This window comes from Actinomadura xylanilytica (assembly GCF_030283145.1).
GTDB classification, from domain to species: domain Bacteria; phylum Actinomycetota; class Actinomycetes; order Streptosporangiales; family Streptosporangiaceae; genus Spirillospora; species Spirillospora xylanilytica.
In genome coordinates this window covers 1,001,521-1,025,611 of record NZ_JASNWE010000002.1, presented here as the reverse complement: position 1 = coordinate 1,025,611, position 24,091 = coordinate 1,001,521, and the positions used below count along the sequence as shown (strand labels likewise).

Genomic DNA, 24,091 nt, shown 5'->3' with positions numbered 1-24,091 from the left:
GCGGCCCCGGCCTCATCATCGGGTACCAGGGCGGCTCGTCGCGCTCCCCGGGAGGTAGCCGCTGACCAGCCCGAGCCATCGCGTGTAGGCGCGGGAGACCAGGGCGTCGGGCGCGAGGCGGCTCAGCCTCGGCCGGTAGCGGTTGGTGTACTCGGTGCCCGCCACCCGCGAGACCAGGGCGGCGCGGCGGGAGCGGGTCCGCTCGTACCGGCGCAGCGCGCCCGGCACGTCCCGCACGCCCAGGTCCTTGAGCGCGTCGACCAGGGCCCAGGCGTCTTCGAGGGCCTGGTTGGCGCCCTGCGCGACGGTCGGCGGCATGGTGTGGGCGGCGTCGCCGGCGAGCGTGATCCGGCCCTCGCCCCAGGTGCGCGGCACCCGGTGCCGATGGTGCGGGAAGAACGCGGCGTCGGCTTCGTCCACCGCGGCGAGGACCTCGGGCACGGGCGACGCCCAGTGCCCGAACCGGCGGCGCAGGTCGGCGATGGGGGAGGCGGGGACCGGTTCGCCGGGCGTCCAGCGCAGGTCGAACCACCACTGGAGCAGGCCGTCGCCCGCCGGCATCAGCCCGCACAGCCCCTCCCGGCCCACGATCATCAGGCCGGTGCGGGACGAGGCGACCCCGACGGGCACCTCGCCGAGTCCCTGCCAGGTGGCCCATCCGCTGGGACGGGCGAGGCCCGCGCCCCAGAGCGTCTCGCGGACGATCGAGTGGTGCCCGTCGGCGCCGACCAGGACGTCGCCGGTGACGGTCGTCCCGCCGAACCCGGCCCACGCGTGCCCGTCCTCCTGGCCGATGGCCGTGCAGTCGCGGCCGAACGCGACCGTACCGCCCGGGAGGCCGCCCGCGAGGCGTTCGAGCAGCCGCCGCCGGGGCAGCGACACGTGCGGGTGGCCGAAGTGCCGGGCGGCCCGCGCGACCTCGATCGTCAGCAGCCTGCGGCCGTCGGACGAGCGCTGTTCCAGCACGTCGACGGGCCCGCCGAGCCGGTCGAGGGACACGCCGAGCTCGCCGAGGATGCCCGTCCCGTTGCTCCACAGGGTGAACGCGGCGCCGGTGGTCCTGAGCGCCGGGGCCTTCTCGAAGACGCGAACCTCGTGCCCGTGGTCGAGCAGTCCCTGAGCCGTGGCGAGGCCACCGACACCGGCCCCGATGACGAGCACTCTCATGTGACCTCCGCGCCCTCATCGTACGGGCGGGGGTTCAGTCGGTCCGGTCGAAGAACGAAGAGGCGGCGGAGACCTGGGAGCGCGGGCCGGAACGCGCGGGCTCCGGCGGTGCCGGACGGGTGGCCTGGGCCTGCGGCGCCCGTGCGGGGGCCGGGCCCGGGACGGGGGCGGGAGCGGGGGTGGGGGCCGAAGCCGGGTTCTGAGCGGCGGGGCCGCCGTCGCGGCGGACGCGGGCCAGCTCGCGCTGGAGCCGGCGCTTCTCCATCTCCAGCGTGGTGAGCGACTCCTCGTGCTCCTCGCGGAGGTAGCGCAGGTCGCGGCGGGACCGCAGCAGGCGGCCCAGGCCGGCGAACACCATCATCATGCCGACGACGAATACCACGGCCACCGCGGCGCCGGCGAAGAACACCTGCCATTGGGCGGTCACCCCGGGCACGGTCTCGCCGAAGGCGACCAGCTTCGCGGGGCCCGTGCTGTCGAGGGCGACACCGGCACCGAGCACGACGGCCGCCGCGATCAGGATCAATCCAAGGAACATCATGGGCGGATCTCCTCTCCAGTGACTTCCGGAGGCGGGGGCGGAGCAGCACCACCATGCCAGACCTCCGGCGCAAATTGCCCCTTTCGTCGTATATATGCAGGTCAGTGGGCGTTCATCCATCCTGTACGGGGGGTTCCGGATCGGGCGCGCTGGGTAGTGATCGTTCCCGACGTCCGAACGACCAGCCCCGGGAGCCGCCATGTCCACGCAGGCCATCGTGTTCGACCTCGACGGGGTCCTGATCGACTCCGAGCCGGTGTGGGAGGAGGTGCGCCGCGCCTACGTCGCCGACCACGGCGGGCAGTGGCGGCGTGACACCCAGGAGCGGCTGATGGGGATGAGCACCCTGGAATGGGCGGAGTACCTCGCCACTGACCTCATCGGCGGCCTCACCACCGACGAGGTCGCCTACGGCGTGGTCGACCGGATGACCCAGCGGTACGCGCTCGGCGTCCCGCTGATGCCCGGCGCCGCGCAGGCCGTGCGGCGGCTGGCCGAGGCCGCGCCGCTCGGCCTGTCCAGCTCGTCCCCCCGCGCCCTGATCGACCTGGTGCTCGGCCGGATCGGGCTGGACTCGCTGTTCCACGCCACCGTGTCGACCGAGGAGGTCGACCGGGGCAAGCCCGCCCCCGACGGCTACCTCGCGGTGGCCGGCCGGCTCGGCGTCCCCGCCACCGACTGCGTCGCGATCGAGGACTCCAGCAACGGGCTCCGCTCCGCCCACGCCGCCGGGATGCGGGTCATCGCGGTGCCGCACCCCCGCTACCCGCCCGCGCCGGACGCGCTCGCGCTCGCCGCCCTGGTGGCCGAGGGCCTCGACGCCATCACCCTCGAAACGATCAGCGGGCAGTTCGCCTGACCCCTCCCGACGCCGGACACGCCCTTCCCGGCTCCCGGGCCCCCGGGCCCCAGGCCCCGGCCCCCGGGGCCTGGTGATCCGGGAGACGTCCAGGTCCGGGTTCATGGGGCCCTTGGGGCGGAGTGGTCGCTTTGGAACGTCCGAGGGCACGGGCGCTCATAGGATGGAGCGATGGCTTCCCCTGAAATCGGCGCCGAGCCGAGCGAGGCGCTGGAGACGCTGCGGCGCGTGTTCGGCTACGACGCGTTCCGGGACGGCCAGGCCGAGATCATCGAGCAGGTGGTCTCCGGCCGGGACGCGCTGGTCCTGATGCCGACCGGTGGCGGCAAGTCGCTGTGCTACCAGATCCCCGCACTCGTGCGGAAGGGCGTCGGCGTCGTCATCTCGCCGCTCATCGCGCTGATGCAGGACCAGGTCGACGCGCTGCGCGCCCTCGGCGTCCGGGCCGGGTTCCTCAACTCCACCCAGGACTACGACGAGCGCCGGCTCGTCGAGGCCGAGTTCGCCTCCGGCGAGCTCGACCTGCTCTACCTGGCGCCCGAGCGGCTGCGCGTCCCGGCGACGCTGGAGCTGCTCGACCGCGGCACGATCGCGCTGTTCGCGATCGACGAGGCGCACTGCGTGTCGCAGTGGGGGCACGACTTCCGGCCCGACTACCTGATGCTGTCGGGGCTGCACGAGCGCTGGCCCGACGTCCCCCGGATCGCGCTGACCGCGACCGCCACCCAGGCCACCCGCGAGGAGATCGCGTCCCGGCTCAACCTGGAGGACGCGCGCCACTTCGTGGCGAGCTTCGACCGGCCCAACATCCAGTACCGCATCGAGCCCAAGAGCGACGCGAAGCGGCAGCTCCTCCAGCTCCTGCGCACCGAGCACGCCGGCGACGCGGGCATCGTCTACTGCCTGTCGCGCAACTCGGTCGAGAAGAACGCCGCGTTCCTCACCGAGAACGGCATCGAGGCCGTCCCCTACCACGCGGGTCTCGACGCGCGGGTCCGCGCGGCCAACCAGGCCCGGTTCCTGCGCGAGGACGGCCTGGTGGTGGTCGCGACGATCGCGTTCGGGATGGGCATCGACAAGCCCGACGTCCGGTTCGTCGCGCACCTCGACCTGCCCAAGTCGGTCGAGGGCTACTACCAGGAGACCGGACGCGCCGGACGTGACGGCCAGCCGTCCACCGCCTGGCTCGCCTACGGGCTCCAGGACGTCGTCAACCTGCGCAAGATGATCGAGGGCGGCGAGGGCGACGCCGCGCACCGCCGCCGGCAGAGCCTGCACCTCGACTCGATGCTGGCGCTCTGCGAGACGGTCGAGTGCCGCCGCGTCCAGCTCCTCAACTACTTCGGCCAGTCCGGCGACCCGTGCGGCAACTGCGACACCTGCATCGCGCCGCCCGAGACGTGGGACGGCACGGTCCCCGCGCAGAAGGTGCTGTCCACCGTCTTCCGGCTCGACCGCGAACGGCGCCAGAAGTTCGGCGCCGGGCACATCGTCGACATCCTGCTCGGCAAGAAGAACGCCAAGGTCATCCAGTTCGACCATGACGCGCTGACCGTCTTCGGCATCGGCACCGACCTGCGCGACGTCGAATGGCGCGGCGTCGTCCGGCAGCTCCTGGCCCAGGGCCTGATGGCCGTCGAGAGCAACTACGGCGCACTGGTGCTGACCGACGCGAGCGCCGAGGTGCTGCGCGGCGACCGCCGGGTCATGATGCGGCGCGAGCCCGAGCGGGCCGCGACGAAGGCGGCCAAGACCGCCAAGGACCGCAAGGCGCCCGTCGACCTGCCCGCCGCGGCGATGCCGATCTTCGAGCGGCTGCGCGGCTGGCGCGCCGCCACCGCCAAGGAGCAGGGCGTCCCCGCGTACGTGATCTTCCACGACGCGACGCTGCGCGAGATCGCCACCGCCCTGCCGTCCTCGCTGGCCGGCCTGGGCAAGATCAGCGGCGTCGGCGAGAACAAGCTGGCCAAGTACGGCGACGGCGTCCTGGAGGTTCTCGCCGCCTCCGAGTGAATCGAGGCGTTCTCTGGCCCTGGGGTGGATTCCTCCCGGCGGCGACTGGTTTGCTGGCCCGATGAAGCTCACTCGAAAGACCGTCGCGGCGGGCGTCGGAGCGGCCGGTGTCCTCGGGGTCGCCCTGTACATCGCCGTCCCGGCCGCCGCGGACCCGTCCCCGTCCGCCTCCCCCTCCACCTCCGCAAGGAAGCACCAGGGCAAGGGCGGGCACGAGCACCAGGGCAAGAACGGCCGGCGGCACCGCGGGCACCCGGGCGCCGCCGGACTCCGCGGCGTCCACGGTGAGACGACCGTGCGACGCAAGGACGGCTTCCACGTGATGACGTGGCAGCGCGGCCAGATCACCGGACGCTCCGGCGCGGCCGTCACCGTCCGCAGTGCCGACGGGACGTCCTGGCGGTGGACCACCGACGCGGGCTCCAAGATCCGCGCGCAGGGGAGGAAGTCGGCCCTGTCGGACCTGGTGAACGGCGCTCAGGTCGTCGTCGTCGGAGACCGCTCCGGGGACACCCGCACCGTCAAGATCATCCGGATGCCCAAGAAGTGACCACGGGTCCGTCGTCCCCGCCGTGGCGGGGGTGGGGCGGCCGGTGTCCGGGCAGATACCGTCGGGGACCGGACCGAACTGCGGGAGCCCATGAGCGAGAGTCTGCGGGTCCTCGTCGTGGACGACGAGGCCGACATCCGTGATCTGATCGCCGTCGCGCTGCGCTCCCACGGCTTCGACGCGGTGGCCGTCGGCACCGGTGAGGAGGCCCTGCACGAGGCCCGGCTGAGGCCGCCCGACCTGGTACTGCTCGACGTGCTGCTGCCCGGCATGGACGGCTTCGAGGTGTGCCGCCGGCTCTGGGCGGACGGCGACCGGGTCCCCGTGATCTTCCTGACCGCGCGGGACATCCCGTCCAACACCGTCACCGGCCTCACCCTCGGGGGCGACGGCCACGTCACCAAACCCGTCTCGATCGAGGCGCTGCTGGCCCGGGTGCGCGCGGTGCTGCCCCGCGCGGCGCCGCCCGCGGACGACGGCGTCCTGCGCGTCTCCGACCTCGAGCTCGACGCGACCCGCCGGACCGTCCGGCGCGCGGGCGCCGACCTCGACCTGTCGCCGACCGAGTTCCGGCTCCTGGCCTGCCTGATGCGCAACTCGGGCCGGGTGCTGAGCCGCCCGCAGATCCTGGAGAGCGTCTGGGGCAACGGCGAGGGCAACCCGCAGGTCGTCGAGACCTACATCAGCTATCTGCGGCGCAAGCTCGACCCGCTCGGCGAACCGCTGATCCACACGCGCCGCGGCGTGGGCTACACCCTGCATCCATGACGCTGAACCCCCGGCCGCCCACCGGGCTCCCGGCCGTGCCGCCCGCGTCAATCGACGGTGTAGACGGTGACCGCGATGCCCGGCTCGACCAGCCGCCGTTCGATGAGCGGCTCCACCCGCGCCCACCTGCCGCCCGCGAGCCCGCACCCGATCCGCGGCATGTGGACGGTGGCCTCCAGCTCGGCGGCCTTCCGCCCGAGCACCTCCAGGCACCGGTCGAGCGCCTCGTACCGGATCGGCGGCCCCTTGCTGCCGGCCTTCATCCCGTGCTGGCCGATCATGTTGGCCACCCACACGTACGGCTCCACCTGGACGAACCGGGCCGCGCCGAGACCGAAGTCGTTGCGCGCCCGGGCACGGTGCCAGGCCCGGTAATCGGCCTCGGGCTCGGGCCAGCGCCGCGACACGGCGAGCACGAATCCCTTGCCCCAGCCGCCGAGGTCGTTGCACACATGCGCGATGATCTTGACGCCCTTGGCCTGCGGACTCGTCGCGTCGCCCCGCACATATCGGATCTCGGCCACCCGCGCACTCTAGCCGCCGAAAAGCGGATGACACGTCGCGCTCCCCTCCCGACAATCGTGAGATGAAGGTCACCCATTGGCCGTTGCACGGCCTACGCGTCAGGACGCCGCGGCTGGAACTGCGGCTCCCCACCCCCGACGAACTCGACGAGCTCGCCGAGCTGTCGGCCCAGGGGATCCACCAACCCGGCACGATGCCGTTCGCCGTGCCGTGGACCGACCAGCCGCCCGCCGGCCGGGCCCGCTCCGTCATGCAGTTCCACTGGCGGACGCTCGGCGAATGGACCCCGCAGGACTGGACCCTCCCGCTCGTCATCCTCCTCGACGGAACGGTCGTCGGATCGCAGAGCCTGACCGGCCGCGCCTTCCCGATCATGCGCGAGGTCGAGACCGGCTCCTGGCTGGGCCTGCGCCACCAGGGGCAGGGGATCGGCACCGAGATGCGCGCCGCCGCCGTGCACCTGGCGTTCGCCGGCCTGAACGCCGAGTCCGCGGTCACCGCGGCGATGACCGACAACCCGGCGTCGATCACCGTGTCGAACAAGATCGGCTATCGGCGGAACGGGCTCGTCCGGACGGTCGTCGGCGGCACCCTCCGGTACAAGCAGCACTTCGCCCTCGACCGGGACGCCTGGGAGGCGCACCGCACCGTGCCCGTCGAGATCGACGGCCTCGAACCGTGCCTGCCGCAGTTCGGACTGTGACCGCGAACCTCAGCCCGCCACGGGGGCGTAGGCCACGTTGAGCACGCCGGTCTCGAACCTCTCCTCGCGGACGAGCCTCAGCGGCTGCGTCGGGACGTCCTCGAACAGCCTCTGGCCATGACCGACGGCGATCGGATGGATCATCAGGGCGAGCTCGTCGAGGAGGCCGTTGGCCAGCAGCCACCGGACGAGCGTGGCGCTCCCGGACATGGCGATGTCGCCCTCCGTCCGGTCCCTGACCTCGCGCAGCCGCCCGGCGACGTCGCCCGAGACGAGCGTCGTGTTGCTCCACGTCGCCTCCTCGAGCGTGCTCGACACCACGTATTTGGGCACGTTGTTGATGAACGAGGCGAACGCGTCGGCCGTCTCCTGCGGCTCGCCGGGCACCCCCTCGCCGCGTCCCGGCCAGTACGCCGACCACTCGTCGTACAGCACCCGTCCCATCAAGAAGGCCTCGGCCGACACCATCCCCCGGCCCACCGCCGACCCCATCTCGTCGTTGAAGTAGGGGAAGTGCCACTTGTCCGGGGACTCGACGACACCGTCGAGCGAGATGAAGAAGTTCGACACGATCCTGCCCATGATGCGCTCCTCTGATCCGGTCGTACCGATAGAGACCGGCGGCACTCCGCGAACTCACCGGCCTGCCGCCCCTCATCGGGAGATACCCTGCCCGGACGGGTGACGCAGCCGGTGTCTCTGGGAGCACGACGCGAGGGAAAGAGACGATGAGCGCACGGTTCGAGGAACTCGACTGGCGGCAGACCCCGATGGGGGCGATCAGCCTGCGCCGGCGGCGCGATCCCGCCCTGGACGTCGACGTGTACGAGGTCAAGCTCGACGACGACTTCCTCATGTCGAGCCTGTTCACGGCCGGTGAGGTCGAACTCGCCCGCATCGGCCTGGCGGCCACCCCCGGAACCGGCCTGGACGTCCTGGTCGGCGGCCTCGGACTCGGTTACACCGCCCACACGGCGCTGGACGATCCCCGGGTGCGCTCCCTGGTCGTGCTCGACACGCTCGCCGAAGTGATCGAGTGGCATGAGCGGAAGCTCGTCCCACTCGGGGAACGCCTGTCCGCGGACCCGAAATGCCGGCTCGTCAAGGCCGACTTCTTCTCGCTGGCCACCCCCGCCCCCGAATTCACCGGCCGCTTCCACGCCATCCTGCTCGACATCGACCATTCACCGCGCCACGTCCTGCACCCGAGCCACGCGTCCCTCTACGAAGCGAACGGCCTCACGGCCCTGGCCGAACATCTGCACCCCGGCGGCACCTTCGCCCTTTGGTCGAACGACCCGCCGGACGCGGAGTTCACCAAGGTCCTGTCCGGTGTCTTCAGCGATGTCCGGACCCACACCGTGGACGTCCCCAATCCGCTCCACGCGATCTCGGCGGCCAACACCGTCTACACCGCCAGGACCCCCGCCGCCTGAGCGAGCACCTCAAGCCCGCCGCCGGAGGCTCCGTCCCGCATCTTTCCCCCGGCATCTCCGCTCCGAATGTCGGTGGGGGGGACTAGGTTGCCCGGCATGGCTGACAGATCCGGGTCCGAGACCTCCGCCCTGCTGAGCGAGATGGCCGCGGCCGTGGCCGGAGCGGCGCCCGAAGGGTGGGTGGGGGCGCGGCTGCGGCACGACGTCGGCGACGACGGCCAGGGGCCCATGACCTTGTCGTACGCCATGCCCGAGGGCGCGACCCGCAAGGGCCGCAAGCTGGACCTCACCGACGTCCCCGGCAAGGTGCGCCGGCTGGCCGGGGCCTCCGGCGGGAAGCTGAGGATCACACTCGAGGTCGCGCCCGAGGGCCGGTTCACGGCCACCGTCGGCGGGGACGAGCACGGCCCCACCTTGTACCTCCTCGATCCCGACGCGGTTCCGGCCGAGCCGGGCGACGAGCAGGACGGCCCCGCCGCCCCGGCCCCCGCGGGCGATCCGGAGGAGGCCGTGCGGCTGTTCCGCGAGTACCTGCGGAAGCGCGCGGAGATCATCGGGACCGAGGAGGAACTTCCCCCTCCCGCCGATGAGGAGGACCTCGACGCGGCGGAGGAGGAGCTCGGGTTCCCACTCCCCGCCGACCTGCGCGCCCTGTACCGCGTCTGCGACGGCGACGACGACCTCGGGCTGCTCTTCCGGTACGGCTGGCTGACCGCCGGCGAGCTCGCCGACCACGACGACGAGTGGGCCATGATCTCGCGCGAGTGGGAGTACGACCAGCACCGCAGGATCCTGCTCGACCCCGTTCCCGCCGGGGCCGTACGCCGGTCGATCATGCGTCCGGGCTGGATCCCGTTCGCGCACAGCACCGGCGGCGACTTCTACGCCGTCGACATGGACCCCGGGCCGGCCGGGCGCCCGGGGCAGGTCATCTCCATCGGCACCCACCACGCGCATGGTCCGGTGTACATCGCCGACTCCGTCACCACCCTGGTGCGCCGGCTGGTGGAGGCGCTCGAACGCGGCGACCACACCTACGAGCGCGGCGACCTGAGGTACGAGGACGAGCTGCCAAGCCACCTGGAGGCTGAGGACGACGCCATCCTGAACCTGAGCGAGGCCCCCTCCCCCGGACCACGCCCGCTGGTCCAGAAGATCAGCGCGACCGGGCTGGACGACCTGGGCTTCGTCCGCGAGATGCCCGCCCTCCGCGCGGTGGAGCTGTCGGCCCCGGCCGAGGTCGACCTGGCGCCGCTGCTCGGCGTCCCGTTGGAGATCCTCACCCTCGAAGCGCCGTCGATCGACCTGCGCCCGCTGACCGGCCGGCGAAGCCTCCGCTCCCTGACCCTCTTCTCCCAGACGGCCGTCGACCTCGCGCCCCTGCGGGAGTTCCCCGGGCTCTGGGCCCTCGACATCTCCAGCGCCCCCGTGGAGAACATCCGGGCCATCGCCGACCTGGAAAGTCTCAGCTACCTCTGCCTCCGCCTCGACCAATGGGACGAGCTGGACGGCCTTGAGGTCGACGTCCTGGCCATCAAGGAGTCCACCCGCCTGGACGCGGGCCGGACCGCCTGGAAGACCAGCCTCCTCGATGCCCCTCCCCGCACATACGCAGGCTCCTACCCCCGTTGACCTGCGGCGTCGCGAGAACCTGCGCTTCATGCGCGCCGTGAGCCCCCGAGCTCCTTGCCCATGCAGACGCTGGCACCCGCGTACTCGCCGAAGCACGGGATGCGGACGAATCCGGCGCGCTCGTAGAGACGCAGCGCCTCCGGCTGGCGCGGTCCGGTCTCCAGGACGAGACGCTCCAGGCCAAGCCGGACGGCGCGTCCTTCCAGTTCGGCCAGGAGCCGGGAACCGACGCGGGCACCGCGGGCGGACGGCGCGACGTACACGCACTTGATCTCACCCGTGGACGGATCGAGCGTTCGGAGGGCCGCGCGGCCGACCGGCTCCCCGTCCAGCCGGGCGACCAGGAAGGTGCCGCGCCCGCCCGCGACCTCCTCGTCCGCCAGCTCGATGTGGATGTCCTCCGGGTCGTGGTAGCGGTCGGCCAGCTCGGCGTCGAGCTGGGCGATCAAGGCTCTGGCATCGGCGCCGAGGAGGGGTTCAGGGGTGATCGTCACATCCATGGATGCACGCTACCGGTGCCCCCGGAAGCCGATGGAAGCCCGCAGACCGCACCCCTTCAGGGCTTCAGCACCAGATCTGCGCGGTGGAGGTCGAAGAGGTCGGGATCCTGCTTCTCCATCTCGGATTCGAAATCGTCCCATCCATGCCGGGACACGAAATCGGATTCCGATCGGCTGATCGGGATCAGCCAGGTGAGGACGATCGGAAACTCCCGCCCGTCCGCCCCCGGCTCCACCTCGGCGAAGCCGTCATCGTGGTGAACGGGAATCGAGGCGTAGAACGACTCCAGCCCGCTGCCCTCCGCCATCGGGCCGAAAGGCCCGACCACATCGCCGCGCAGGAGGGCCGTCTCCTCCCGGATCAGATCCAGCCCGATCTCTTGAAGGATCACCGGATACGGCCCGTCCGCCAGCTCGGCCGGCACGGCGATCATCAGTTCCTGGTGGACGCCCTTGTCCGAGACGCGGGACGGGAGGTGCGTCTCGCTCAGCCCGACCGTGACGTAGGTGTTGATGCCGGGGAGCCTGCCCCCGCCGCACTCGGCCACCTTGAACGGCATGGGACGGCCGTTCGGGTGGCGGCTCCATCCGTGCATGATGCGTCCGAGGCGGTCCTCAAGATGATCGATCAGGTTCATCCCCAGATGATCACATCCAGCGCCGACGTTCCGGCGGCCCGTCCTCCTTGAGCCCAAGGAGGACGGGCCGCTGGACCGACCAGGTGGAAGGTCGAGTTCAGCGACGGTTGGGGCAGCCGGTCACGCCCACTGACCGGGCTCGTATCCGCCGGCGGGCTGCCGGGTGATGACGTTCAGCCGGTTCCAGGTGTTGATGAGGGCGATAAGGGACACCAGGGCGGCGAGCTGGTCCTCGTCGTGGTGCTTGGCGGCATCGGCCCAGGCCTCGTCGGTGACACCGCCGGCGGCGTCGGCGAGGCGGGTGCCCTGCTCGGTCAGTTCCAGGGCGGCCCGCTCGGCCTCGGTGAAGACCGTGGCCTCACGCCAGGCCGCCACCAGGTTGAGGCGCAGCGAGGTCTCCCCAGCGTGCGCGGCCTCCTTGGTGTGCATGTCGAGGCAGAAGCCGCAGCCGTTGATCTGGCTGGCGCGGATCTCCACCAGGTGCTGCGTCGCGATCGGCAGCGTCGAGTCCAACAGGACCTTGCCCGCCGATTGGAGGTACTTCATGTACTTGGCCGTGGCGGAGTTGCCGAAGTAGTCGAGACGGATGTCCATGGTGATCTCCTTGCCGTGTTGGCTGCTACCCCTCACTGACGGAGCAGCCCGGCAGAATGTGACAGCCAGACGAGCATGAGCGCCCCGCGCCCCCAGAGCCTCCAACCGCACGACACCGTCCCGCGCAGCGACTCCAGGTTGTGAGGTGCCACTGCCGCCCTTGACCGCCCGGACCGTTCGCAATGCGACACTCATCACCCATGGACCCACCACGACAACAGAACTTCAGGCTCAGCAGCGATGGGACGACGCTGATTCATGTTCCTAATGGTTGGGGTGGCAGATGGCTCCCAAGGCGATACACCGACCGGTTGATCTGATGCTCAACGTCGGCACCGTCCTGGCGGGAGGCGCTTTGGTCGTGACCTCGCTGGTCACCACATGGGGTGTCTGGACCCATGAGGTGCTCGGGATGTCCATGGCCCCGTACAAGCAGGCTTCCGAGTTCGGGCAGGCCGATCCGACCACGACTTCGGTACTCGTCATCGGGTGTGCCGCAGTCGGCATCCTTGCGGCAGTGCTGGCGCTGTTCGTAGACCAGCGGGCCGCGGTGCTGGCAGGTGCCGGCGGCCTCGCTGTAAGCGGCGTACTGGTCTTCTTCTGGTTTACCTTGCAGAGCGCGAACGAGAAGCTTACGGCGACCGGTGACCTGGTCTTGGATATTGCACGGTCGGAGTTCAGCCCGTCATCAGGGTGGTACGCCGCCGTCTCAACTGCGCTCGTCATGACTGTTCTCGGAGTCATCTCGGCCGTTCGAAGCCTGCGCCGGAGCGGTCGCGGGGCTTGACCCAGCAACCGCGCGGCAGCTTGGCCGCTATGCCGGGCGCCGTCGCAGGCGGACGGGCCCGGCGAGTTGGATGTGGGCGAGGGGGCTGGCCGGTGTGCTGTCGGCGGTCATGAGGGCATGTCGGTCGGGTTGGTGGCGAGCACACAGGCGACGGACGGCGCCGCTCAGGCGACGTAATTCTCACTTCGAGCTGAACTGTCAGACCCACGTGACAGATTCTCCCCATGCCTCTACACGTCGCGAGCCGTCGCCGCACCACCCTCGGCCGGGACTTCCCTGATGCGCTGATCCTCGATGTGACTTCGCGGGGAGCAGAGCCCTGGGTCCGGCTCAGCCCGTTCTACCCACACGGCGGCATCCCGGTGCCCGGCCATCCGGATCGAACCTCACAGTCCGTCGAAGGCGTCTGGCAGGCGTTGAAGGTGTTCGCCGACGAGCAGGAGGACTTCACCAAGCTGGACGTCACGACGATGAAGGGGCTCAAGCGAACGGTCCGACGACTCGGTCCGCCGCTCGGCCACCGGCTTGGCGGCCGTCTGCTCGGCTACGAGCAGGCCAGGCGCCTGGTCTATCTCCCGACCTATCGCTGGATGTCCGATCACCGAGCCCCCGAACTCGTCGCCGAGCTTCGCGAACTCAGCGAGCACCGAACCGTTGTACTGCTCGACTACACGATCAACGGCGATGTGGCGGACCTTTCGACGCCGCTTTCACACGCGGCCCTCATCGCGCAACACATCCGAGAGTCCTGACCTGTGCGCACTCGGCCAACGACCTGAGCGCACCGCCCGGGTTCGGCAGCGAAGCTGTTCCTGACGAACAAGGCCCACGCCCGTCCAGCCCTGTCCACCGATCTGCCGCACAGCCCTCCCGCGCGCCCGTAGGTTCCGATTGGATGCATGGCGATGGAGTGGACCAATGAAGAGAACACGAGAACGCGCCGGAGCTGCGGCGCGAACTGGCCTTGAACGCAAGGTCGGGTTGGAGCACCACGTGAATGAAATCGGCGATACCCCGGATGCTATTTGGGATGTTCTCGCCCAGCCGTACTCTTTCGCACCGGCCGGGTCGGCTTCATGGCTGGTCCATTTTCTGGACGACACGAATTCAGACGGTGATCGGATCAGACTGGGCGACCCAACAACCCGGACATATATCATCTTGAGCAGGTTCATGGATGATTATGTCGTGGCAGAAATATTTGAAGCGCGCGAACTTTCAGACGTCCAGCAGGAGCGGCTCGGTTCATTGGGCTGGAGCCTGACAGTCACCGGAACTTCCCCGATTTCCCCTACATGGTCCTTGGAGTGGAAATGGTACGAAGACGAGGCATTCCTCACCAGTTGCGGCGAGGCCGTCCTCAGCGCGCTCCGCGAGGTGCTGAATGTGCCGGCAGAGCGACTGCGGTGCTGGTCATGGGGCGAGAGCGGCCCACTCGACGTGCCGCACATGCTAAGGAGCCGTGATGCGCGCCCCACGACGTTTGGGGCTGCCGAACAATGTACCGACTGGGAGGACCTTCGACGACGGCTTGACTGGGTACTACTGACCCTCCCGACCGATGCCGCCGTGATCCTGACCGCAGCGGATTCGGGAGTGCAGTTCATGACTGATTTCCGCGGGTGTGTGGTCACCAGCGCCATCGACCCGGAACTCGACCCAGCCGATCTCCCGGAGCCGGGAAAGGCCATGACCGACCGGGCACGACAGATGTACGAGATCGGCTGGAGGCCTAAAGGCCACGCACCGGACTTCGCTGACTGGACACTCGGTGAACCCGTGATCTGGGCGGACACCGGCCCGCTGGCCGAACAGGCGATAAAGGCGCTACAGGCACTCGGCATCCGCGACCCGTCGGAGCTCACGGTTGAGGCCTTCCGCAATGGCGCCGACAAAGGCGACCCAGAGCATGTCGCCAAAGAGCTGGGTGTCCAGGCCGCCGAACAAGGAACAAGATGACCGTGACCCACTGGCCGTTGTTCCAACTACGGGTGCGCACGCCACGGCTGGAGTTACGACTCCCCACGATCGAAGAACTTGACGCGCTCGCCCAACTGTCCACAGAGGGCGTCCACGACCCGGACCAGATGCCGTTCGCCGTCCCGTGGACAGACCAACCGCCCGCCGAGCGAGCCCGGGGCCTCATGCAGTTCCACTGGAGGCAGATGGCCAACTGGACTCCCCAGGACTGGAACCTGCAACTCGGGGTCTTCCTCGACGACCACATCGTCGGAGTGCAAGGCATCATCGCTAGAGACTTCATGATCCTGCGTGAAGTTGGCACCGGCTCTTGGCTGGGGCAGCGCTACCAGAGCCAGGGCATCGGCACCGAGATGCGGGCCGCCGCACTAGAACTGGCCTTCTCCGGGCTCGGCGCCGAATCCGCGGTCACCGCGGCGTTAAGCGACAACACCGCCTCCAACACAGTCTCCAGAAAGCTCGGATACCAACCCAACGGGATGGTCCGCACTCGAGTGCGCGACACCCTCGGCTACGAGCAGCGATTCAAACTCGACCGCGACCGCTGGCAGCAACACCGAACCGTTTCCGTTCAGATCGGCGGCCTCGAACTATGCCTTCCGCACTTCGGCCTCTAATGTGAGGCGCCCACACGCACGCAGCCATCTATCCCGACGCCCTCGCCCTCCCCGCGGCAAGGCTCAACTCTCGAAGGGAGGGGAAACGATGACAGACAAGACCATCAAAGACAAAGTGCTGTGCTACATCGCTCGGGACGGACGGTCGCTGGTCTTCCGGCACACCGACCACAGCTACGAAGAAGTCGGGATTCAGATCCCTGGCACAGGACAGCAGCGCTGCTCAGAGGCTGTCGATCTCGGTCGGTGAGCCGTCAGGGGCGAACGTGAAAAGTCGTGGCGGCCCCATGGTCCGGACGGCTTCGTTGATGGTGGCATCGCGCTCGGACACCTCGTCCGGGTCGGATGGATCGGTGAGCCGGAATCCGAGGAGTCCGACATCGTTCGGGTCGGCGTCGTCCGGCTCGGGCATGCCCTCCAGGATGAAGCCCAACAGCGCGCGCAGCGCATCTTCGCCGAGGTCCAGGGGGTGGAACGGCAGCGGGTACGGCTCGTCCGACCAGTCAGGATCGTGCGGGACCGGATGTTCCCCGGCCCAGTAGGCCGCTTCGAAGGGAAGCGGCTCGCCGATGTTCTCCATGACCCCGCTGTCGGGGGACAGGCTGAGTGAACGGATCAGATGTCCGTCCTCCCACACGGCGAAGGCCAGCCAGTCGACGACGCTGTGCATCGCGTGCAGGACCAGCCTGCGCCCTATGCTCGCCTCGACCAGATGGGGCGCGAGCTGCGAAGGGCGGTCGGACATCACCCGCTGGTCGCAGATGATGTCGACTCCCGGAAGCCTCGCGGCGTAGGTCGTCCCGTAGCGCGGGTAACAACCGTCGCCAAGAGATGACGGTTCGGCCTCTCGGACCGCCCAACCGGGATAGAGGTCCTCGATCAGGACCGCGGTCTGCTCCGGATCCGCTACGGATGCCGCACGAAGGGCCTCCTTGATATCCCTGTCGGCGTATACCAGTAGCCCAGTCTTGGCGCCCATATCCCGCTCCTTGTTCCATATCCGCGGCGGCGGAGAGCGTATCGGTCCGCTGGGACAGTCCGAGCAGTGCTGAAGTGGCGGCGACCGGCACTCAAGACCGTCCCGTGATGGTCGAGCTGTGAGCGACACGCATCAACTCCGGACTCCGACCATCTCAACGTCGCGTGTGGCCGGCGTTCGGGGTCGCGCACAGCGCGTCGTCGACCAGCTTGCTCTCGGCCTGTGTCACGCGCAGGACGTGGTCCGCCGATTCGGCCTGCACACCCGACATCGAGAGCGTGACGCTGCGCCGGCCGTCGGCGGTGACACCGGCGGCGCTGATCCAGCCAGAATCACCGCCCTCATGACCCCAGTACGTGCCGCCGCACGACAGCGGGCGGGAGAAGAGCCCCAGCCCGTCCCGGGCGCCCGGCATGAGCGGTTCGAACTCCTTGCCGACGGGAATGGTGTGCTTCATCTGCGCCAGCTGCGTCGAGGGCAGGAGTCGGCCACCGAGCAGGGTGCGGAAGAACCGGTTGAGATCGGCGGTGGTGGAGACGAGTCCGGCCTCTCCGTTGTTGACCAGGCCGGCCTGCTCGGTGACGTCCACGAGTGGTTCGCCGCGCTGGAACCTCTGGTAGGTCTTGGCGTGCGGCTGGGGCAGCGTGGGCGAAGTACCCGGCCAGAAGGTGTGCTCGAGGCCGAGCGGCCGGGCGATCCGATCACGTACCTGCTCATGCCAGGGGTGCCCGGTGACCCGCTGGATGACCATGCCGAGCAGGGCGTAGCCGGTGTTGGAGTAGCTCCAGTCCTTGCCGGGCCGGAAGTCCGGACGGTGGCGCATCGCCCGCGCGACGGTCTGCTCGGCCGTGTAGGTGTCGTATCGGTGCTGGTAGAAGTCCTCCGCCGAGGTGTAGTCCGGGTAGTCGTCGTGGATGCCGCTGGTGTGCTGGAGCAGTTGGCGGACAGTGATCGCGCGGCCATCGTTGCCGTTCCCGGACACCACGCCGGGAAGCCATCGCTCGACCGTGTCGTCCAGGGAGAGTTCCCCGTCGCCGACCAGTTGCAGGATCACGGTGGCCACGAACGTCTTGGTGACGCTGGCGATCCGGAAGTAGCCGTCCGGAGAGACCTGCCGCCGGGTCGTCAGGTCGGCGACGCCGCTGGTGGCGATCTGGTTCCGGCCGTCAGGGCCGCTCAAGCGGGCCTGGACGCCCGTCGCGCCGAGCGCGGTGAGCGCGGCGGCGTTGCGCCGAAGCCCGGCCCGGTCGTCGTGGTGTCCGGCGGCGCTCGCGGCGGGCACGCCGGCAGAGAGGGTGCCGGCCACGATGGCGGCCAGGGCCAGGTTCCGTCGGATGGATCGGCCGCGCCGCCGGGGTGAACGTATCGGTGAACTCGTCATGGCGTTGACGCTAGGTCCGGCCGGGGGAAGCGGACGATACCACTCACCAGTGGGAAAAAGGGGTGGTGGGCTGTAGTGTCAGGCCCGATCGCCGTGGCCCAGACTCGTGCAGATGAATCACCAAGGGGCCGGTCGGCTTTCAGCGATGTGGCGCGGCCTGGGCTATCTGCTGGGAAGCCTGTTCACCACTGCGGCAGCCCTGTTCGCGCTGCCCGTGCTGATCGTCCCGATGATGGCCCGCGCCTGGGCGTCCCGGCACCGTCGCCGCGCAGACCGGTTGCTGCTTTCTCCGCGTTCTGGTCCCGTCCGTGTCGGTATGTGGCGCGTGCTCGGGTGGCTGTGCGCAAGCATCGTGACCAGTCTGACGTTCGGGCTCGTCGTGCTGCTGTCCGCCGGCAACGCGGTGGCCACAGCCATCACGGTGCCCTTGTGGTGGGCGTTTCCCGCCGACACGCGCCTGCGCTTCCTCTTCACCGGCGTGCCGCTGTCCGGATGGGGCACGGCATTGACCTTGGGGACGATCAACTTCCTCGTGTTCGCGGCGCTGACCTACTGGATGGTTCCGCCACTGGCGCGCCTCCACGCCCGGATCTGTGTCGCGTTGCTGTCCCCCACGGCTGCGGAGCGGTTGGCACAGCGTGTGGACACCCTGACCGAGACGCGGTCCGGCGCCATGAACGCGCACGGGGCGGAACTCCGCCGGATCGAACGCGACCTGCACGACGGCACCCAAGCCCGGCTCGTGGCCATCGCGATGCGGCTGGGCACGGTCCGTGAGTCACTGGACGAGGTCCCTGAGACGGTGGCCAGACTCCTGCGGGAGGCGCACGAGGGTACCGAGGAGGCCATGGCAGAGCTTCGAGAGGTGATCCGGACCATCTACCCGCCGATCCTCGCCGACCGCGGCCTCGCCGGAGCGCTGGCGGCACTCGGGACCCAATCGGCGATCGCCCCGAGGCTTGAGATCGGCGACCTCGGGACCGTTCCCGCCGCGGTCGAGGCCGTGGCCTACTTCACGATCGCCGAGGCGCTCACCAACGCCGCCAAGCACAGCCGGGCCACCCGGACCACCGTCCGCGTCGCACGCGCCGGTGACCGGCTGTCGGTCGAGGTCACCGATGACGGGATCGGCGGCGCCGACGAGACGCTGGGCACCGGCATCGCCGGAATCCGCCACCGCGTCCTGGCGCTCGACGGCACCGTCCGCGTTCACAGCCCCGCCGGCGGCCCGACCACGATCACCGTGAGCCTGCCGTGCGGGTCGTGATCGCCGAGGACAACGTCCTGCTTTCCAGCGGGCTGGAACTCCTGCTGACCAGCAAGGGCTTCGACGTCGCCGCGATCGCCCAGGACGCCCCCGGCTTCATCACCGCCGTCACCGAACACCGACCCGACATCACCATCGTCGACGTACGGCTGCCGCCGACGTTCCGCGACGAGGGCATCCACGCCGCCCTCCACGTCCGCCGCCAGTACCCCGGCCTGCCAGTGCTCGTACTCTCCCAGTACGTCGAGCAGCAGTATGCCGGCGAACTGATCTCCGACAGACGCGGCGGCGTCGGCTACCTCCTCAAGGACCGGGTGAGCCGGGTGAGCGAGTTCATCGACGCCCTGCGGCAGGTCGCCGCCGGCGGCACCGTCATGGACCCCGAGGTGATCGCGCAACTCCTCACCCGTCACGCCCGCGACCCGATCGCCGGCCTCACAGCACGCGAATGCCAAGTGCTCGCCCTGATGGCCGAAGGAAAGGACAACGCCACACTCGCGGCCCGGCTCGTCATCACCGAGAACGCCGTCCACAAACACATCGGCAACATCTTCGCCAAGCTCGGCCTCTCGCCGGCCGACAGCGGCCATCGCCGCGTCCTCGCCGTCCTCACCTACCTCAGCAGCCGGTAAGGACGCCCGGCGAGGGGCGCCCAGTCCGGCCCCGTGCCCACGAACACCGGGCGCGCCCCGGCGTGACGCAGCGCGAACCATGGCGGTGATCAATATGGCACACTGCCTGGGTTCGTGCTGTTTTTGGGCTATAGCGCCGCTGTCGAAGGCTTCCTGGAGCAGAACATGCAGACGCCAAGCTGGAGAGACCGAATCCAGTCAGGCCCACTGTGGGCCTACTTCCTGTATTTTATGCTCTTTGGTCCTCTGACTGGAGGCGCTTCTCTGCTCTTCACAGACGCCCCTACTTCCGCTGTGCTCTTGATGGCGATGTTCGGGAGCCTTTCCTTCGCCGGCATTATGACGTGGTGGATGGCTGTAATGCGGCGCAGGGATGCGGATGCGACCGGCGGCATCCAGAAAGCCGAAATGCTGAAGATGGCGCGAGCGTCCCGGACCGGCGAACTTCCGCCAGATCGGATCTTGGACCATCCGATGCTCGCTCTCATAGAGCGCAGGCAAAGACAGAACCAAAGATCACTGGTCTCCCTCCCACTGATCCTCGGATTCGGCATAATGTATAGTTTCGTGAACGCACTGAACTCATCCGCCAACTACTGGTGGCTTGTGGGGATGTTGTTTGTCCTCATGACTCTTGGACTGGTCCAGGCTAAGCGAAACTTGACCAAGTTGGACCGCCTGGAAACGGCGATCAATATCCGCGCTCACGAACTGGCCGATTGATCCGGCGGATATCTTACGGCCCGCATGGGAGTCCCCTATGCAACTCCCACGAGAATTCATACCCGCTCATGTCACTCGGCACCGTGGAGGCGGATTCCCTCCAGCAAGGTCTTCGCGTTCTGCCTTACATGCGCCACGGGGTCGATCTCGCTCAGTTCCTGCACAATCTCGACAAGTCCGTTGGTCCCGCCGGAGGCGTCCAATCGCTTGAACCGCACGCGAGCATGCACGTGGTGAGGGCTGCTTCGTCTGATCACGGATGTGCTGGTCCGGCTGGTGAAGACTGTTCTCTCGTTCTCAGGGTGTTCCCCGGCTGCGGGTCGGAGCGCTCCGAAGTGGTCTCGCCGGCCGGTGCGGCTGTCCTATCCGGTGAGTTCTGAGAGCGCCGGCCACACCTCCACGGCCGCGAAGGCGCCGGGAAGGGAGGACACCAGTCGGCCGTCCGGGGCGAAGGTCATCGTGCTCATCGGTATCCAGCCCGGCCCTGGCTCCGGTCCCATCACCGCGAGAGGTCGCCCGCCCTGATCCAGGATGAATGCGCGTCCGCCGTAGTCGACGGCGACCGTCCCGTCCGCCGGGTTCACCGCTGCCAGGCAGGTGTGCACCAGGTCCTTGCCCGGAATCATGGTCACTCCTTCGCGCCGCGGTAGCGATCCCCAGCGCGCAAGGCGGCAATCGCCCTCAAGACCGCCCGCGCAGAGGTGGCCGTCGGCCGCCAGCACGCGATCGCGTGCGGAGTCCACCAGCACGGTTCGGATCCAGACCCCGCGGTCACTTGCGGGCGACCTCAGGGCGGGAACCTCGCGGTCGGCGTCCCGCAGCGTCCGGATCGGTGTGCCTTGGTGCAGGTCCCACACCACGACCGAACGATCCCAGGCCATCGTGACCAACCGGCGTTGGTCGGGGGCCACCGCGATCCACTTCACCTCTTCGGTGCCCGGCAGCACGAACCTGCAAGAGCCGGTGACCAGATCCCACACCCGTGTGCCGTCCCTGGCCGCCGTGACCACGACCTGACCAGCCGCCGAGATGGCCTGGATCGGGCAGGCGTGCCCGGGCAGCTCCGTCACCACCCTCCAGTCGGCCGTGTCCAAGATCCGGATGCCGTGGTCCCCGAAGGCGCGCCTCGTGGTGGCCATCAGCCCACCATCCGGCGTCAACGACGTCAGATCGATCCCCCCGGGGCGCCCGCGTCCGCCTGTGACCTGCTCGCCGGTCGACAGCGACACGGTGAACAGCCGGCCATAGCCGTCGACGACCACGCAGGTATCCCCATCAGGGAGAACCGCACGCGCCTCGGGGATGTGCGCCCGCTCTACCTTGATCGTGCGACGTGGTTCCAGAACTTCGATCACGGCCCGCTCCCCAGGGTCGTTGCCAACACGCCGATCGCTGAGCCGGCCGGCGCCCGCCGACGATCAAGCTCCGGTGACCATAACGGCCAAGATCGACCGAGGTCCCGGGTCCCGAACCCGTCCACCGCGGTTCGAGATCATCCGTCCGTGTGGCTCCCACTGTGGCTCCCAAGGAGCCACCTCGACCACCGGTTTGCAAAGCCGGTCATGAGCCCAGTGCCCGACCTGGCGACCCCCTGACCTGGGCCTCCTCGGCGATAGCCCCGCAAACGACCGCGAGTCCCCGTTGATCACCTTGCCAACAGGCACGCAACGGGCACGGCCGACGGATTTACAGTGCGCCAGGGATTCCGGTGTCACTCCCCCACTGAGCCTTTTTCAGCGGCGGTGCGGGGACTGCTGACCACGTGATGGTCGCGGTCTGTGTGGCTGCCCCGGAACGTCAAGGAGCCCCTGGTAGGACGGTTGATCTCTCACAATCGCTCGTCTGCATCAGAGGCTCCGCATGCTTCTGTATCGTGCTTCGCTGCCGTGCCGCGCCAGACCCTGACCCACGCCACCGGCGTCGTCCGCCGGCACCGCAAGGAGATCGGCAGCAAGGGCCGGGCACTGCCGCCCGGCCTGCAGTGCGTCAGGTCGATGAGACTGTGCCAACTCTACTGAGACCGGACAGCGGGGCGGTCCATCACTCGGGAGCGGGCCATTCCTCGGCCAGGAGCGCGTATGAGAGACCGTCGAGCCATCCCTTGGTGCGGTGGAGAGAGTCTCTCACCGTGTGCTGTTCGCGGCGCATCCCAACCCGCTCCATCAGCCGCCACGAAGGTTCGTTGTCGTAGAAACAGTCCGCGTGCAGGCGGCGCAGGCCAAGACTCCCGAAGGAGACGTCGATGAGGGCGCGTACCGCTTCGGTGGCGTAGCCCTTGCCGCCGTAGGAGGGAGCCAACGTCCACCCAAGCCCTCCTTGGACGCTCTTCGCCTGGTCAGCGACCTCCTCCTGGGCCCAAGCGTCCTGGACCTGCAGCGTCAGATCGCCGATCACCCGGCCGTCCAGTTCGACGATGAGCAGGTCCGCGAGCCGCTCCTCATGGAGAAAACGCTCACGGTAGTCGTCGTACGTCGCCGTGGCGGCCCCGACCCATTCGTGAATCTCCGGCAGCTGCCGGTAGGCCCAGGTCGCGTCCAGGTCGTCAGGGGCGGCCCGGCGCAACAGCAGTCGGTCGGTGGAAATCGGCCAGTCCAGCGTGTCAAGAGGGTGACGCATGGGCTTCATGCTGACAGAGAGCCGTGGTGACACACAAAACGGACTACTGCGGGCGATCTCCCCACAACGACGCGGCGATCGCCATCACCATCTCCGCAACCGCGGTGCCCGCCTCGATCCTCATCTCCGGTCTGGCGATCACCTAGGACCGGCACCGCGACCGCCCGTATTGGGCACAGACCTGGCACACGGCTTGGTGACTGGTCGGCGCAGTCACAGGTCAAGGTAGGCCCGGCTCCTGGCCTCCCACAGTGGAGACCTGGCCAAATGTCGCCCATCGGAGCTCGGAGTCCCTGACCGGTTCCGCGCGGCCGAAGCACTGCCACCGATGCGGCAAGCTCTTAGAGGCCGAAGAAAGGGCGATGTCGGCGTGAGCGATGTTCAGGATGATCTCGTGGTTCGGCCGGACCTCCGGACAGGGCTGATCGTTCTGGCCGTCATGGCAGTGGCCACCGCGGGCATCGTCGCCGCGATCCTGATCGGCGACGCCCCGACCGTGTTCGCCCTGATCGTGGGCGGCCTGTTCGCCGTGCTGATCCCCCTGGCGCTCGGGGCCCTCCTCAGCGCCCGGATCACCCTGACGGCTCACGAACTCGTCGTCCAGGGATTGTTCACCCGAAAGTGCCAGCCACGCTCACGCGTCGCGGAGGTGGTGCGCGCGAGCATCACCGCGCCTCGCGGAGGGGCAGGCGAGAGCCTGTTCGTGCTCGACGCACAACGCAACCTGCTCATCAGGGTGCAGGGCGGTCTTTACACGCACGAGGATTTCGCCCGGTTGGTGAACGCGCTCGGCGTGCCGTGCAGCGGGCCCGACGGTCCCGTCGACGCCAAGGAATTCGCCAAGACGAATCCGGGCCTTGTGTCGTGGGCTGAGCAGCATCCCTACCGGATCGCCTTCGCGGTCGCCGGCATCGTGTGCGCCGCAGCCATGGCACTGGCACTCGTTTCGATCGCGACAGCGTCCTGACCCGTCCGACCGGACGACGTCACCCAACGCGGAACTCCGACGCAGGCCAGTGCAGCACATCGACAAGCGATTCATTACGAGTCTCACAAGCAGATCCGCACCCGGCCGGCCTCGTCCGCTGACCTGCTCGGCGGCCCAAGGCCAAGAACTCGACGCGTGCGGTTCCGCTGCCTGACCTGTGCGTGGCGGCGTTGTGCGAGCACAGGGTGCGTCAAC

General features: G+C 69.0%; 29 protein-coding genes. 17 read left to right on the top strand and 12 right to left on the bottom strand.

Annotation, left to right across the window (positions count from 1 at the left end):
* Positions 1-15: 15 nt before the first annotated feature.
* Positions 16-1,167: an FAD-dependent oxidoreductase gene (locus QP090_RS15950; protein WP_285939646.1), complete on the bottom strand. Its 1,152-nt coding sequence runs from the start codon at positions 1,165-1,167 to the stop codon at positions 16-18.
* Between the two features lie 34 nt (positions 1,168-1,201).
* Positions 1,202-1,708, bottom strand: a complete 507-nt coding sequence (locus tag QP090_RS15945) for a hypothetical protein (protein ID WP_285939645.1) — start codon at positions 1,706-1,708, stop codon at positions 1,202-1,204.
* A gap of 199 nt (positions 1,709-1,907) precedes the next feature.
* Here QP090_RS15945 and QP090_RS15940 point away from each other — a divergent pair, with 199 nt between their 5' ends.
* From QP090_RS15940 to QP090_RS15925, 4 genes are all read left to right on the top strand, one after another.
* Complete coding sequence (locus QP090_RS15940; protein WP_285939644.1) at positions 1,908-2,567, top strand: HAD family hydrolase; 660 nt, start codon at positions 1,908-1,910, stop codon at positions 2,565-2,567.
* Between the two features lie 171 nt (positions 2,568-2,738).
* Positions 2,739-4,580 carry a DNA helicase RecQ gene (recQ, locus tag QP090_RS15935; RefSeq protein WP_285939643.1) on the top strand — a complete coding sequence of 614 codons (1,842 nt, stop codon included), beginning with the start codon at positions 2,739-2,741 and terminating at the stop codon, positions 4,578-4,580.
* 61 nt (positions 4,581-4,641) lie between these two features.
* Positions 4,642-5,130, top strand: coding sequence for a hypothetical protein (locus QP090_RS15930; RefSeq protein WP_285939642.1), 489 nt, complete (start codon positions 4,642-4,644; stop codon positions 5,128-5,130).
* Between the two features lie 90 nt (positions 5,131-5,220).
* Positions 5,221-5,898, top strand: coding sequence for a response regulator transcription factor (locus QP090_RS15925; protein ID WP_285939641.1), 678 nt, complete (start codon positions 5,221-5,223; stop codon positions 5,896-5,898).
* 47 nt (positions 5,899-5,945) lie between these two features.
* On the opposite strand, the gene QP090_RS15920 is transcribed toward QP090_RS15925, so the two are convergent.
* Positions 5,946-6,422: a macro domain-containing protein gene (locus QP090_RS15920; protein ID WP_285939640.1), complete on the bottom strand. Its 477-nt coding sequence runs from the start codon at positions 6,420-6,422 to the stop codon at positions 5,946-5,948.
* A 62-nt stretch (positions 6,423-6,484) separates the two neighbouring features.
* Between QP090_RS15920 and QP090_RS15915 the strand changes: the two genes are divergently transcribed.
* A complete protein-coding gene (locus QP090_RS15915) occupies positions 6,485-7,126 on the top strand; it encodes a GNAT family N-acetyltransferase (RefSeq protein WP_285939639.1) in 642 nt (213 codons plus the stop codon).
* 9 nt (positions 7,127-7,135) lie between these two features.
* Here QP090_RS15915 and QP090_RS15910 read toward each other — a convergent pair whose 3' ends face one another.
* Positions 7,136-7,708 (bottom strand): dihydrofolate reductase family protein, encoded by a 573-nt coding sequence (locus tag QP090_RS15910; protein ID WP_285939638.1) that lies wholly within the window; start codon positions 7,706-7,708, stop codon positions 7,136-7,138.
* Between the two features lie 146 nt (positions 7,709-7,854).
* On the opposite strand from QP090_RS15910, the gene QP090_RS15905 reads away from it, so the two are divergent.
* Positions 7,855-8,562: a spermidine synthase family protein gene (locus tag QP090_RS15905; protein ID WP_285939637.1), complete on the top strand. Its 708-nt coding sequence runs from the start codon at positions 7,855-7,857 to the stop codon at positions 8,560-8,562.
* A gap of 96 nt (positions 8,563-8,658) precedes the next feature.
* Entirely contained in the window at positions 8,659-10,194 is a 1,536-nt protein-coding gene (locus QP090_RS15900) for an SMI1/KNR4 family protein (protein WP_285939636.1), read from the top strand.
* A 26-nt stretch (positions 10,195-10,220) separates the two neighbouring features.
* Here QP090_RS15900 and QP090_RS15895 read toward each other — a convergent pair whose 3' ends face one another.
* The 3 genes from QP090_RS15895 to QP090_RS15885 form a co-directional block, all read right to left on the bottom strand.
* Positions 10,221-10,694, bottom strand: coding sequence for a GNAT family N-acetyltransferase (locus QP090_RS15895; protein WP_285939635.1), 474 nt, complete (start codon positions 10,692-10,694; stop codon positions 10,221-10,223).
* A gap of 56 nt (positions 10,695-10,750) precedes the next feature.
* Positions 10,751-11,332, bottom strand: a complete 582-nt coding sequence (locus tag QP090_RS15890; protein ID WP_285939634.1) for a suppressor of fused domain protein — start codon at positions 11,330-11,332, stop codon at positions 10,751-10,753.
* A gap of 120 nt (positions 11,333-11,452) precedes the next feature.
* Positions 11,453-11,926, bottom strand: coding sequence for a carboxymuconolactone decarboxylase family protein (locus tag QP090_RS15885; RefSeq protein ID WP_285939633.1), 474 nt, complete (start codon positions 11,924-11,926; stop codon positions 11,453-11,455).
* Between the two features lie 283 nt (positions 11,927-12,209).
* Between QP090_RS15885 and QP090_RS15880 the strand changes: the two genes are divergently transcribed.
* From QP090_RS15880 to QP090_RS15860, 5 genes are all read left to right on the top strand, one after another.
* Positions 12,210-12,713 (top strand): hypothetical protein, encoded by a 504-nt coding sequence (locus QP090_RS15880; protein ID WP_285939632.1) that lies wholly within the window; start codon positions 12,210-12,212, stop codon positions 12,711-12,713.
* 224 nt (positions 12,714-12,937) lie between these two features.
* Positions 12,938-13,465: a DUF6939 family protein gene (locus QP090_RS15875; protein ID WP_285939631.1), complete on the top strand. Its 528-nt coding sequence runs from the start codon at positions 12,938-12,940 to the stop codon at positions 13,463-13,465.
* A gap of 166 nt (positions 13,466-13,631) precedes the next feature.
* Positions 13,632-14,672 carry a TY-Chap domain-containing protein gene (locus tag QP090_RS15870; protein ID WP_285939630.1) on the top strand — a complete coding sequence of 347 codons (1,041 nt, stop codon included), beginning with the start codon at positions 13,632-13,634 and terminating at the stop codon, positions 14,670-14,672.
* Positions 14,669-15,310: a GNAT family N-acetyltransferase gene (locus QP090_RS15865; protein WP_285939629.1), complete on the top strand. Its 642-nt coding sequence runs from the start codon at positions 14,669-14,671 to the stop codon at positions 15,308-15,310. Before QP090_RS15870 ends, QP090_RS15865 begins: the two co-directional genes overlap by 4 nt.
* A gap of 88 nt (positions 15,311-15,398) precedes the next feature.
* Positions 15,399-15,560, top strand: coding sequence for an NUDIX hydrolase (locus QP090_RS15860; protein ID WP_285939628.1), 162 nt, complete (start codon positions 15,399-15,401; stop codon positions 15,558-15,560).
* Here the strand turns inward: QP090_RS15860 and QP090_RS15855 are convergent.
* Both QP090_RS15855 and QP090_RS15850 read right to left on the bottom strand, forming a co-directional pair.
* Positions 15,534-16,289, bottom strand: coding sequence for a DUF6928 family protein (locus QP090_RS15855; protein ID WP_285939627.1), 756 nt, complete (start codon positions 16,287-16,289; stop codon positions 15,534-15,536). The two genes, QP090_RS15860 and QP090_RS15855, sit on opposite strands and share 27 nt — an antisense overlap.
* A gap of 154 nt (positions 16,290-16,443) precedes the next feature.
* Positions 16,444-17,571, bottom strand: coding sequence for a serine hydrolase domain-containing protein (locus QP090_RS15850; protein WP_285939626.1), 1,128 nt, complete (start codon positions 17,569-17,571; stop codon positions 16,444-16,446).
* Between the two features lie 211 nt (positions 17,572-17,782).
* Between QP090_RS15850 and QP090_RS15845 the strand changes: the two genes are divergently transcribed.
* The 3 genes from QP090_RS15845 to QP090_RS15835 all read left to right on the top strand — a co-directional run bounded on the left by QP090_RS15845 (position 17,783) and on the right by QP090_RS15835 (position 20,292).
* Positions 17,783-18,937 carry a sensor histidine kinase gene (locus tag QP090_RS15845; protein ID WP_285939625.1) on the top strand — a complete coding sequence of 385 codons (1,155 nt, stop codon included), beginning with the start codon at positions 17,783-17,785 and terminating at the stop codon, positions 18,935-18,937.
* The gene (locus QP090_RS15840; protein ID WP_285939624.1) at positions 18,925-19,569 is read left to right on the top strand and encodes a response regulator transcription factor; all 645 of its coding nucleotides are present in this window, start codon (positions 18,925-18,927) and stop codon (positions 19,567-19,569) included. The genes QP090_RS15845 and QP090_RS15840 overlap by 13 nt, the downstream gene beginning before the upstream one ends.
* 114 nt (positions 19,570-19,683) lie before the next feature.
* Positions 19,684-20,292, top strand: coding sequence for a hypothetical protein (locus QP090_RS15835; RefSeq protein ID WP_285939623.1), 609 nt, complete (start codon positions 19,684-19,686; stop codon positions 20,290-20,292).
* A 71-nt stretch (positions 20,293-20,363) separates the two neighbouring features.
* On the opposite strand, the gene QP090_RS15830 is transcribed toward QP090_RS15835, so the two are convergent.
* Together QP090_RS15830 and QP090_RS15825 are read right to left on the bottom strand one after the other, a co-directional pair.
* Positions 20,364-20,510 carry a hypothetical protein gene (locus QP090_RS15830; RefSeq protein ID WP_285939622.1) on the bottom strand — a complete coding sequence of 49 codons (147 nt, stop codon included), beginning with the start codon at positions 20,508-20,510 and terminating at the stop codon, positions 20,364-20,366.
* A gap of 144 nt (positions 20,511-20,654) precedes the next feature.
* Entirely contained in the window at positions 20,655-21,647 is a 993-nt protein-coding gene (locus QP090_RS15825) for a WD40 repeat domain-containing protein (RefSeq protein ID WP_285939621.1), read from the bottom strand.
* Positions 21,648-22,178: 531 nt separating this feature from the next.
* Between QP090_RS15825 and QP090_RS15820 the strand changes: the two genes are divergently transcribed.
* Positions 22,179-22,310 carry a hypothetical protein gene (locus QP090_RS15820; protein ID WP_285939620.1) on the top strand — a complete coding sequence of 44 codons (132 nt, stop codon included), beginning with the start codon at positions 22,179-22,181 and terminating at the stop codon, positions 22,308-22,310.
* A gap of 22 nt (positions 22,311-22,332) precedes the next feature.
* On the opposite strand, the gene QP090_RS15815 is transcribed toward QP090_RS15820, so the two are convergent.
* Complete coding sequence (locus QP090_RS15815; RefSeq protein WP_285939619.1) at positions 22,333-22,908, bottom strand: GNAT family N-acetyltransferase; 576 nt, start codon at positions 22,906-22,908, stop codon at positions 22,333-22,335.
* Positions 22,909-23,278: 370 nt separating this feature from the next.
* Here QP090_RS15815 and QP090_RS15810 point away from each other — a divergent pair, with 370 nt between their 5' ends.
* Complete coding sequence (locus QP090_RS15810) at positions 23,279-23,875, top strand: hypothetical protein (protein ID WP_285939618.1); 597 nt, start codon at positions 23,279-23,281, stop codon at positions 23,873-23,875.
* Positions 23,876-24,091: the final 216 nt, after the last annotated feature.